Source organism: Ruminiclostridium cellobioparum DSM 1351 = ATCC 15832, from assembly GCF_000621505.1.
GTDB lineage: Bacteria > Bacillota > Clostridia > Acetivibrionales > DSM-1351 > Ruminiclostridium > Ruminiclostridium cellobioparum.
Map to the genome: position 1 here is coordinate 147,734 of NZ_JHYD01000024.1, position 11,735 is coordinate 159,468.

Below are 11,735 nucleotides of genomic sequence, written 5' to 3' on the forward strand. Positions count from 1 at the left end.
CCGTTGCCGGGGGTAGCCATGAGAGCCAAAAAGCTGTTTATTTCAATAATTACGTTCTTCAGCGGGTTGAAACTTGCCCACAAGCTCATGATAATTTATTCGGTGGTTATCGGCATAACTATAATTGTCTTTGCCGGCCAGCTTATAAATGAAACCAATAAATCCACAGAACTGGATCTTATAAGAGATTCCAGAGATCTGCTGAAAGAGACCAAATATAGTATTGAAAGGGAGGTTGACACCTGCTACAGGACTATCAATGCAATATCGGGGGATTACGATACCATGTCCTATATAAAAGGCTGGGACAGGGAGGATCAGACCGAAGTTGTGGATTTTAGCATGGAGCTGACAAAAAGGATATTGCTCATAAGAAACCTGAGTCCTGATATATATCAAATAAGAATCTATGTCAGCAATCCTGAATTTCCTGAAATAGGTTCAATCATTTACAGTGATTCACGTCTTAAAAATAAAAAAACAATAGTGACCGAGACAATGAAATATTCGCACGGTTACTGGCAGTTTGACCATCCCGAGGTAAACTTCAATCCCGGTACCCTTGAAAGAAAAAACGTAGTGTCGCTTTTTGTTCCGTTAAGATACTCCAATTACAAGCAATTGGGGTTTATTGAGACCTCAATGTATACCGATACTTTTTTCAGGCATATGTTCTCACAGTCGGAAAATCAGAATTTGATCGCGTTTGTCATAGATTACAGAGGTAACATTATTTATGACAGTAAAAGTGCTTTTGCCAAAAAGTACAACCTGGACGGCAACGGTTTGACGGAGCTGTACAAGGGGTATGATCTGAAAGGTCAGAGCACGGAAATACATATTAAAAAGGGCAGAGTGCCCATGACACTGATATCCGATTATATAGAAACCCTGGACGCCACAATATGCTATGTGGTAACAAATGATACCATCAGAAAAAATTTGAATGACGCCAGAACCCTTATTATTGCGGAAAGTATTCTGGCAATGCTTTTGATGAGCGTTATAATCTATATCCTGACAAACCTTCTGCTTGTGAAAATAAAGCAGATAATCGCTTCAATGCGCAAAGTCGAGGACGGAAAGCTCGATGCCCGTGTAAATGTCTCCGGCCAGGATGAAATGAGTGAACTGGCTTTTCATTTCAACAGAATGATCTCCAAAATAGGGGATTTGATATCCGAGGTGGTAAAGAAGCAGGAGGCTAAGAAAAATGCAGAAATACATGCCCTGTTCACCCAGATCAATTCACATTTTATTATCAATACCCTGCAGAATATCAGTATGATGGCTGAAATAGACAGCAAATATGAACTGGCCGATGCCATAAACTCTCTCGGAAAGCTGCTGCGTTACAGCATGAAATGGACAAAGGAATACGTAAGGCTTAAAGAGGAAATAGAATATATCGGAAATTATATCCTTCTGATGAACATAAGGTATGACTATGAAATAAGGCTGAACATTCAAATCCCCCCGGAACTTATGGAATATGAAGTGCTGAAGATGATGCTTCAGCCGGCAGTTGAAAATGCAATATATTATGGTATCGAACCACTTGGACAAAATGGTGAGATAACCATACGGGGATACTCCGATGAAGAAAATACTTCAATAGAAATAATAGACAATGGCATGGGTATGGACGGGGAGAGCCTTAAAAAAGTAAGGCAGGCTCTGACTTCGGATATCCCCGTCGACATGCGCCTGGAGAAAAAAGGAAACGGAATAGGACTTAAAAATGTAAATGAAAGAATCAAATTATTTTATGGAAACAAATATGGAATAGAGATCACAAGTATTAAGGGCTCATTTACAAAATTGACCATCAGATTGCCGGGAGTGTCACAGAGTTGACACCGGGTTTCACCTGTGGCTGGAGCTTCACATTTACTGCAGTTGTACCGGCAACTGTATGTTGTAGCAGTAATCAACAAATACCGGTAAAAAAGGTGCGATTTTTTTGTATAAAACAACCAAAAAAAACGAACCAAATCTAAAACCGCTTACCTGTTTATATTCACCTGCTTACACTATAATAAAATTACAAAGTCAATTACCATCTCAAAATAAAATGCTTGAAAGCACATGTTTGTCTGGAAGGCGAAGGCTTCAAACATAATTGACTTTATGATGGTCAGCCACACAAATACTGTTCATTTATCGTACTGCTACTCTCAAAAAACGAGGAAGGTGTGTGTTTATCTTGTCCAATATGCCTGTCGCACAAAAAAGAAACCTGGGAACAAAGAGATCGGGTGTTTTAGGTCTGATCTCCCGAATATGGGCGCAAAGGGATTTACAGGCCATGGCAATCCCTGGCGTAATCTGGATGATAATTTTTAATTTCATTCCGATGTATTTTATCATAATCGCTTTTATGCGGTACAATGTTGCAAAAGGAGTGCTGGGTTCCAAATGGGTAGGCTTTAAGAATTTTACCGAATTCTTTGCAGATGACCGTTTCTGGCTGGTTATGAAGGATACCTTCGGTCTTAACCTCTTAAGGTTGATAATTGGATTCCCCATACCGATACTATTTGCAATTCTCTTAAATGAGCTGTTATCTACCAGGTTCAAAAGATTTGTTCAGACAGTTTCATATCTTCCGCACTTTTTATCCTGGATAATAGTAGGCGGTATAATGTACAACTGGTTATCGGATTCGGGTCTGATAACTACACTTTTAGTTCATGTGGGATTATTGAAGGAGCCCATCCATCTTATCGGAACGCCGCAGTATTTCTGGGGAATACTGATAACCTCCGAGACGTGGAAGGAAATCGGCTGGAACGCGATTATTTACATAGCGGCCATATCGGGCATCGATCCAAGCCTGTTTGAGGCGGCGGTTATTGATGGTGCAGGAAGACTGCGAAGGGTATGGAATGTCATCCTGCCTTCAATAAAAGGAACCGTAGCAGTTCTGCTTGTATTAAATATAGGAAACCTCCTGGGGTCCAATTTTGAACAGCTGTTTGTATTCTATAAGCCTGTCCTGTACGATGTTATCGACGTTATAGATATCTATGCCTATCGTCTGGGTATTGAAAACGGCAGATTATCATACGCAACGGCAGTAGGTTTATTCAGATCGGTATTTGCATTCATCCTTTTGTATACTGCAAATAAGGCATCAAAGAAACTTACAGACACGTCTTTGGTTTAACAGGAGGAATGCATATGAGTAAAATGAAAACGTCCATCGGATCTAAAGTATTTGACACCTTAAATATATTATTTATGTTATTGGTTTGTTTCTGTGCCCTGTATCCCATCTGGTATGTTCTGATACATTCCCTGAACAACGGGTTTGATTCGGCCCAGGGCGGACTTTACTGGTGGCCCCGCAAGTTTACATGGGATAACTACAAGGAAGTTTTCAGAAACAATGAAATTATTACTGCATTTTTCATTACCATTGCCAGAACTCTGGTAGGAACAGCCACGCATGTATTCTTTACGGCAATGGTGGCATATTCCTTTATGAAAAAGGAACTGATCGGAAGAAAAGTTTATATGAATATGGGGCTTGTAACAATGTTTTTCTCGGGAGGACTCATACCTACCTTTATAGTTATCAAGACCCTTGGCATGTTTGATAATTTTATAGTATATATAATTCCTGTAATGTTCAGTTTCTTTGATCTGATAATTTTCCAGGCCTTCTTCAGAACCATTCCGGAAGCCCTGGAGGAATCGGCAAAAATGGACGGAGCAAATTACTTCACTGTTTTTACCAGGGTAGTACTTCCTCTGTCAAAAGCCGTTATAGCAACCATTCTTTTGTTTAACGGGGTATTTAACTGGAATGATTATTTCATGGGAATCATATACACAAACAAGCAGGCGCTTCATCCCATACAGACCTATCTGTACAAAATAATCATGACCTCGGATTCCGCCAAGACATCCCTCATGGCAGGTTCGGTAAGCCAGACAAACTTTACCTCCACATCGCTTCAAATGGCTACAATGATTATTACTACAATTCCTATCGTATGTATATACCCTTTCCTGCAAAAGCACTTTGTAAAAGGTATGCTCATAGGATCGGTAAAAGAATGAGCAATATTCAATTTCTACTGATTATAAATGCTTAAGCGCGCTGCTTGAGTATTATATAAAACACATAATTAACAGGAGGGAATAGTATGAAAAAGATTAAAATTGCTAAGTTACTGTGCCTTGTACTGGCATTGACTATGGCAGTTACATTGCTGGCAGCATGCGGCGGCAGCCAGCCCACCGGCAGCAGTGATACTTCAAAGGCTTCGGACACTGCAGCGGTATCTACCGGTGCGGCTGAAAGTACAACAGCAGCCGAAGAAGAACCAGGCTGGAAAAAGGATACGTCCCCAATGCAATTGGATTGGTATGTCAACGAAACCTGGTTTGACAATCCAAAAGGAAATCTTGCTCATGAACTGATTAAGGAGCAGACAGGCATTGACATCAACTTTATAGTGCCTGTTGGAAATGCAGGACAGAAGCTGAATACCATGATAGCATCAAATTCACTGCCTGATATGGTAACGCTGGGATGGTACGAACAGCAGGTTCCCCAGTTGTCCACCGACGCATATACATATCCGTTGAATGAGCTGGCAGACAAATACGATCCGTATTTCTGGAAGGTTGCGGCTCCCGATATCGTCAACTGGTACAAGGACAAGGACGGAAATCTTTTCGGATATCCCTGCAACGGCAATACACCTGACGATAATACCAAATATAATGTTATTTCAAATAGATCCTTCCTCGTTAGAAAGGATATCTATGAAGCAATAGGAAAGCCTGATATGAGAACTCCCGACGGATTCCTCAATGCACTTAAGGCTGCTAAAGAAAAGTTCCCGAAGGTTGACAACGGTCAAGCTTTGATACCGTTCAGCGGAACTTTCTTTACATCAATAGGTAACAATTCTTATGAAGATATACTTCTTGAATATCTTGCCATTCCCAGAGAGATAGACGGAAAGTTCTATGATACCAGATGCGGTAATCCTCATCCTGATTACATCAACTGGCTTAAAACTTTCAGAAAAGCACATGAAATAGGTATGATGCCCACAGATGTATTTGTTGATGACAGAACAAAAATCGAGGAAAAAATCCAGCAGGGCAGATACTTTGCACTGTTCTATCAGTGGAAGGACGCTATGATACCTCTGGGACAGCTGTATACCAACAAGCCTGAGGAAACTTATATTTCAGTTGACGGGCCTGCAAACAGCAAACTGGATCCTCCTATGCTCAGCACAACCGGTTATTCAGGCTGGGAGCTCACTATGATTACAAAGAACTGTAAGAATCCTGACAGAGCTATCAAGTTCATGTCATGGGGCATGAGTGAAGACGGACAGAAGGCCCTTTACCTTGGAAGAGAAGGCGAAACTTATGATATGGTTGACAATAAGCCTGTTATAAAGCCTGAAATAAACAAGATGAAGAACTCCGACATGGCTACTTTCAAGAAGAAGTACAACACCTACGGTGAAATCTGGATGTTCAATTCCTCAATGATGAATCTTTGGGAACCGGATCCGGGCCAGCCTTTCAACCAGTACCGTGAATGGGCAAAAGGAAAGAGCTCCCACTATGGTGTATATGATAACAACAGACCTGTTGCAGACAGTGATGAAGGAGAAATCCTTGCAAAGGCGGAAAATAAATGGGGAGAAATTCTTCCCAAGCTGTTGATGGCTAAGTCGGATGAAGAATTTGACAAACTCTGGAAAGACTATGAAGACTATAAGACTTCAATAGATTACCAGAAGGCTCTTGACTATCAGAGAACAAAAGTTGCTGAGAACAAAGCAAAAGTTGGAGCGAAATAAAATTAATTTGACCAATAATTTCCAAATAGGAACGGGCTTGCAGAGAAAATGCTGCAAGCTCATTTTTTTCGTTAATAAGGCAAAATTCCGCTGCATTATCAAAAAATACGGCTGTAAACACAGGTAATCATTTCATTTTGCCAATTATCCTTACGTCGTATATAAGTCGTTTTAAGAGGGATTATAACTATATCATCAAAAAGTATTTTTTAAAGTATTTTTTTAAGAAGACAATGATAGTAAATGATATTATGAGAATACAATTATATTAATAGTTATATATCAGTTGTGGAGGTAATTATGAGATATTACAAGGTAACCAGGGATAATCCCGATGTAAAAACTGTAACAAATATGGAAAACCCGGGGGAGGTAAACACCCCGTACCCTGAATTTGTACCCTCCAACTGGGAGTGGAAATTACCCCAGGAGCAGGTCAAAATCGCAAACAGGCTGAACGAAATTACCGATCCCCATAACAGGACTGACAACAAGCAGCCATAAAATGGATATTAAGTCTGTCTTTATTCCGAAAAAAATATAAAAAAGGATTGCAAGCAATTAAAAAATATAATATACTTTAGTTAAGGTCAAAGATAGTCAAAATCAATTTCGCTATTTGGAGGTGATGCTGTGGCAAGCTTAAGTGATATTATAGAAACCTTTATAAAACAGATGATTTCCGATACCAACGGAGCTATTGAGATACAGAGGAACGAACTGGCAAACCAATTCAATTGCGTGCCTTCGCAGATCAACTATGTAATATCCACAAGGTTTACTACCGACAGGGGCTATTATGTGGAAAGCAGAAGAGGCGGCGGAGGTCATGTGAAGATCAAGAGGATTAACATTACAAGACCGGGCAACTATCTGATGCATATTGTGTCTTCGATGGGAACCAGTATTTCACAGCAGTCGGCTGAAGTATTCATAAATAATTTTATTGATTACGATGTAATCAGTGAAAGAGAAGGCTATATTATGAAGGCCGCCGCCAGCGATAAAGTAGTCGGTGCCATTCCCATGCCGGATAGGGATATTATAAGGGCAACGCTGCTTAAAAATATGATTCTTAGTCTATTAGTATAAAGTGTAGGGTTAACCTCCTTTATTCGCCTTATAGCGGATGAGGGAGTGAAGAGATTTGTGGCCGCGCTTGCGGCTCAAAGCCATAACATGTCAAAGCCATAAAATGGCTTAGGAGGTTAATATGCTTTGTCAAAATTGTCAGCAAAGAGCTGCAAATGTGCATTTTACTCAAATAATGAACAATACGAAGGTAGATATTTACCTTTGTGAACAATGTGCCAATCAAATAAGCCATGCTGAATTTGTTTCTCCCTTTGGGTTTAACGATTTGATCAATGGTTTGTTTGGTACTCAGGTAAAACAGGAAGCACCTGAGACACTTAAATGCAAAAACTGCGGTATGGAATACGAAGAGTTTCTTAAAACCTCAAGAGTGGGCTGTTCACAATGCTATCAGGCCTTTCAGCAGAAACTGGACCCCATCATAAAGAGGCTTCACGGAAATGCGGAGCATCACGGAAAAGTTCCTGTAAGAGTCAGCAGTAAGGTAAATGTTCCCGACGAAATAGAGAAGCTGAAACAGCTCCTGAATGAATCGGTGCAAAAAGAGGAATATGAGAAGGCTGCCGAAATCCGTGACAGAATACGTGCTCTGGAGGTGGAAGAATGAACGGAATACCTGTAGAAAAAGGCCCCGAACTTGATGTTGCTGTCTCCAGCAGAGTGAGACTTGCAAGAAATTTTGCCGATATACCCTTTTCGGCAAAAATGACACCAAAACACCAGGCTGCTCTTGTAAAAAGAATGCAGGGCATCATTTCAGAATATTCAAATTACGGAAAATTAATGTTTGCCGACATGACTTCAATGCATCCCGTTGACAGGGTATCTTTGATGGAGAGACATCTCATAAGTCCTGAGCTGGCGGAATCCAAGGGAAACAGCGGAGCTTTCATAAATGAAAACGAAAATGTCAGCATCATGGTCAATGAAGAGGATCACATCAGGATTCAGGCCATATTTTCGGGGATACTGCTGGAAAAGGCATATAGAATATGTGATGAAATTGATTCAATTATTGCGGAAAAGGCTGATTACGCCTTTGATAACAAATATGGCTATCTTACAAGCTGCCCTACAAATATCGGCTCCGGGATGAGAGCTTCGGTTATGCTCCACTTGCCGGCACTGGTGATGTCGGGGTTTATGAAATCCATCCTGGAAAGCTGCACCAAGCTGGGCGTGGCAGTACGGGGGATCTATGGCGAGAATAGTGAGGCCGTTGGGGATATGTTTCAGGTTTCAAACCAGATTACTCTGGGACGGAAGGACGATGAAACCATAGCCGCAATAGATGCCATCTGCAAACAGATTATTGACCGGGAAAAGGCGCTGAGATATCAACTGTATAAGCAGAATATATATATATTTGAGGATAGAATTTTCAGATCCTATGGACTTCTGGGAAATGCCAGGGTCCTGTCCACACAGGAATGCTTTAAATTGCTCTCGGATGTTAGACTTGGTGTAAGTATGGGAATAATAAAGGATATTAATATATTGGCATTAAATGAAATGCTGGTGCTTTCACAGCCTGCCACTCTCCAGAAAATAGCCGGAAAGCAGCTGAACCAGGAGGAGAGGGATGTAAAGCGGGCAGAGCTCATTAGAATGAAAATTCAAAAAATGGAAAACAATTAATTACTATAGAGTTGCGCTTGAAAGGAGGATATTATGTATCAAAGATTTACTGAAAAAGCAGAAAGAGCAATTTCGTTTTCACAGCAAAGTGCTGTTGAACTGGGACATAACTATGTCGGAACGGAACATATACTGTTAGGTCTCGTAAAAGAAGGAACGGGAGTAGCTGCAAGAGTTCTTCAGGCACAGGGAATAACAGAAGAAAAAATTTCAAGGGAAATAGACGAACTTATCGGAAGAGGTGAAACTGCCGGGGAAACACCTGTAGGATTCACTCCCAGAACAAAACGTGTATTGGAACTTGCATTTAAAGAGGCAAGGCGTATGGGGCAGGGTTATATCGGAACGGAACATCTCCTGCTGGGAATAATGAAGGAAGGCGAAAGTGTAGCAGTCAGAATTATGATGGACCTGGGCGTTGACCCCCAAAAGCTGCTGAATGAACTGGTGAAGATATTGAATGAAGAGACGCCGGGGTCAAACGGTTCACCCAAGAACAGCAGCTCAAATTCTTCCACCCCGACGCTTAACCAGTTCGGCAGGGATCTTACCGATATGGCCAGGGACGGGAAAATCGATCCTGTCATAGGCAGGGATAAGGAGATTGAGAGAGTAATCCAGATACTCAGCAGAAGAACAAAGAACAACCCATGTCTCATAGGCGAGCCCGGTGTCGGTAAGACGGCAATAGCAGAAGGCCTGGCACAGAAAATAGTTGAAGGGAATATTCCCGAAATCCTCAGTGATAAGAGAGTTGTCACCTTGGACTTATCCTCAATGGTGGCAGGTGCAAAATACAGAGGCGAGTTCGAAGACAGACTGAAGAAGGCCATGGAGGAGATCCGCAAGGCAGGAAACGTTATCCTGTTTATCGACGAGCTGCACACAATCGTGGGTGCAGGCGCCGCAGAAGGTGCCATCGACGCTTCCAACATTCTCAAGCCCTCGCTGGCAAGGGGTGAAATACAGGTCATCGGCGCCACCACATTAAATGAATACAGAAAGCATATCGAAAAGGACGCAGCTCTTGAAAGAAGATTCCAGCCCATTACTGTGGGAGAGCCTTCAAAGGAGGAAGCTGTGGAAATACTGAAAGGTGTCAGAGACAAGTATGAGGCACATCACAGGGTAAAAATCACAGATGATGCACTGGAAGCTTCGGTCAAGCTTTCGGACAGATATATCACAGACAGGTTCCTGCCTGACAAGGCTATCGACCTGGTAGACGAGGCGGCTTCAAGAATCAGGCTGAAAACCTTTACCGCTCCCCCCGATATCAAGGATATGGAGGAAAGGGTGGATAAGCTGAGCAAGGAAAAGGAAGATGCCATACGCTGTCAGGAGTTTGAAAAAGCCGCCAGGATCAGAGATGAAGAACAGAAACTGAAAAATGAACTTGAAAAAGTCAAGGACCAGTGGCATCAAAGAAATCAAACCAAAACCGATACTGTAACTGCCGACGATATAGCCGATATAGTAGCCAGCTGGACCGGTATACCGGTCAAGAAGCTTGCCGAGGAGGAATCCGAGCGGCTGCTTAAAATGGAAGATACCCTTCACAACCGGGTAATAGGTCAGGATGAAGCTGTTAAATCAATTTCCAGAGCTATCAGGAGAGGAAGGGTCGGATTAAAGGATCCAAAACGTCCGGTTGGTTCGTTCATATTCCTCGGACCCACGGGTGTCGGTAAGACAGAGCTGTGTAAAGCACTGGCCGAAGCAATGTTCGGAGATGAAAAATCCATGATAAGAGTTGATATGTCGGAGTTTATGGAGAAGCACAGCGTATCCAAGCTGGTGGGCTCGCCTCCGGGATATGTGGGATATGATGAAGGGGGACAGCTTACCGAGAAAGTGAGGAGAAGACCTTATTCGGTGCTGCTCTTTGATGAAATTGAAAAAGCCCATCCGGATATATTCAACATACTGCTTCAGATTCTTGAAGACGGCAGATTGACAGATTCCCAGGGCAGAGTGGTGGACTTCAGGAACACCATCATTATCATGACCTCCAACGTGGGAGCCAGAACCATTACCGAACCAAAACGCCTTGGATTCTCAGCAGTAAAGGATGAGAGTGCAAAAAACTATGAGGATATGAAAAGCAATGTAATGGGTGAACTGAAAAAAATGTTCAGACCCGAATTCCTGAACAGAATTGACGATATTATTGTATTCCACCCGTTGACAGAGGAGAATATCAGAGAGATTGTAAAACTTATGACGGATGTTCTTGTCAAGCGGCTTAAAGCCAATGAAATAGATCTTGAAATAAGTGAAGAGCTTCTCCTGCATCTGGCCAAAAAGGGCTATGATCCCATATTCGGGGCAAGACCATTAAGGCGTGCTATTCAAAGCATGGTTGAGGATAAACTTGCCGAGGAAATGCTGGAAGGTAAGGTTAAAGCCGGAGACAGCATTAAAGTCGGCATGGACGGTGACAATATTGTTGTAACCCGGAAAACGGGAAACTTGGTAAAAGCGTGATGATATAAAATTCAGGTAATAAAATTATATTGTGCTTATCAAAAATAAACTTTAAAGTTACGGAAAGAATAAGCTGTGCCCCTTGTTAGGGGGCGGAAAAAGAAAAAGTCGATTCTGTTTGGAATCGGCTTTTTCTCATATCAATTTTTTATTGTAGAAAAAATCTTAAAATCCGGGTGTTAAATCAACTTCAAAATTTACTATTCAATATAGGAATAAATTTTAGGAGTTGAACAGGATGTACACCAGAGCACCTGATAAATCGGCAGCGGCACAGAACAAAAACCTTCAGAACTCATCATCCAAACAAAAATCCTTAGTCAAGCAGCCCAACTACATGGAAATAATTCAACGTCTCAAAAGACTGCCCAATTCATTGACACAGCAGGATATAAATATCCTCCAGAAAACCATTGGAAACCAGGCAGTTATTAAGCTGCTTACCGATATAAAAAAGATACCTCCAAAAAACAGCCAACCCGGTCAAGACAAAGAAACTACTCCCGGCACACAGGACAAGCAGCCGGATTCTAAAATGCAGCAATCGGAAAAACGGCAATCCGGATTGCAGCAGCAGGATACCGGCAGCAAGACCGTGGAAAAAACCGGAGAACAAAGTGACTCAGGTGACCTGAACAGTAAGTCGTCAGAGGCATCCGGGCCGGCTGAACAAAA

10 protein-coding genes are annotated in these 11,735 nt (G+C 41.8%); all 10 read left to right on the forward strand.

What is annotated here, in order from left to right; genetic code table 11:
• Positions 1-18: 18 nt before the first annotated feature.
• Complete coding sequence (locus T344_RS0109980; protein WP_027628576.1) at positions 19-1,857, forward strand: sensor histidine kinase; 1,839 nt, start codon at positions 19-21, stop codon at positions 1,855-1,857.
• 340 nt (positions 1,858-2,197) lie between these two features.
• A complete protein-coding gene (locus tag T344_RS0109985; protein ID WP_084331179.1) occupies positions 2,198-3,169 on the forward strand; it encodes an ABC transporter permease in 972 nt (323 codons plus the stop codon).
• A 14-nt stretch (positions 3,170-3,183) separates the two neighbouring features.
• Positions 3,184-4,068, forward strand: a complete 885-nt coding sequence (locus T344_RS0109990) for a carbohydrate ABC transporter permease (RefSeq protein ID WP_004627290.1) — start codon at positions 3,184-3,186, stop codon at positions 4,066-4,068.
• An 86-nt stretch (positions 4,069-4,154) separates the two neighbouring features.
• Positions 4,155-5,840 (forward strand): extracellular solute-binding protein, encoded by a 1,686-nt coding sequence (locus T344_RS0109995; RefSeq protein WP_027628579.1) that lies wholly within the window; start codon positions 4,155-4,157, stop codon positions 5,838-5,840.
• Between the two features lie 300 nt (positions 5,841-6,140).
• Positions 6,141-6,344 (forward strand): hypothetical protein, encoded by a 204-nt coding sequence (locus T344_RS0110000; RefSeq protein ID WP_027628580.1) that lies wholly within the window; start codon positions 6,141-6,143, stop codon positions 6,342-6,344.
• A gap of 129 nt (positions 6,345-6,473) precedes the next feature.
• Complete coding sequence (locus tag T344_RS0110005; protein ID WP_004627321.1) at positions 6,474-6,932, forward strand: CtsR family transcriptional regulator; 459 nt, start codon at positions 6,474-6,476, stop codon at positions 6,930-6,932.
• A gap of 121 nt (positions 6,933-7,053) precedes the next feature.
• The gene (locus tag T344_RS0110010; protein WP_027628581.1) at positions 7,054-7,542 is read left to right on the forward strand and encodes a UvrB/UvrC motif-containing protein; all 489 of its coding nucleotides are present in this window, start codon (positions 7,054-7,056) and stop codon (positions 7,540-7,542) included.
• Positions 7,539-8,573 (forward strand): protein arginine kinase, encoded by a 1,035-nt coding sequence (locus T344_RS0110015; RefSeq protein WP_027628582.1) that lies wholly within the window; start codon positions 7,539-7,541, stop codon positions 8,571-8,573. The genes T344_RS0110010 and T344_RS0110015 overlap by 4 nt, the downstream gene beginning before the upstream one ends.
• A 33-nt stretch (positions 8,574-8,606) precedes the next feature.
• Positions 8,607-11,060, forward strand: a complete 2,454-nt coding sequence (locus T344_RS0110020) for an ATP-dependent Clp protease ATP-binding subunit (protein WP_027628583.1) — start codon at positions 8,607-8,609, stop codon at positions 11,058-11,060.
• Positions 11,061-11,298: 238 nt separating this feature from the next.
• On the forward strand, positions 11,299-11,735 hold a 437-nt coding region (locus tag T344_RS0110025; protein ID WP_027628584.1), incomplete at its 3' end, for a hypothetical protein.

What these genes read in the sequence shown, in the direction of transcription:
- T344_RS0109980 (WP_027628576.1), top strand. Translation starts at nt 19, where the DNA reads ATGAGAGCCAAAAAGCTGTTTATTTCAATAATTACGTTCTTCAGCGGG.
- T344_RS0109990 (WP_004627290.1), top strand. Translation starts at nt 3,184, where the DNA reads ATGAGTAAAATGAAAACGTCCATCGGATCTAAAGTATTTGACACCTTA.
- T344_RS0109995 (WP_027628579.1), top strand. Translation starts at nt 4,155, where the DNA reads ATGAAAAAGATTAAAATTGCTAAGTTACTGTGCCTTGTACTGGCATTG.
- T344_RS0110000 (WP_027628580.1), top strand. Translation starts at nt 6,141, where the DNA reads ATGAGATATTACAAGGTAACCAGGGATAATCCCGATGTAAAAACTGTA.
- T344_RS0110010 (WP_027628581.1), top strand. Translation starts at nt 7,054, where the DNA reads ATGCTTTGTCAAAATTGTCAGCAAAGAGCTGCAAATGTGCATTTTACT.
- T344_RS0110015 (WP_027628582.1), top strand. Translation starts at nt 7,539, where the DNA reads ATGAACGGAATACCTGTAGAAAAAGGCCCCGAACTTGATGTTGCTGTC.
- T344_RS0110020 (WP_027628583.1), top strand. Translation starts at nt 8,607, where the DNA reads ATGTATCAAAGATTTACTGAAAAAGCAGAAAGAGCAATTTCGTTTTCA.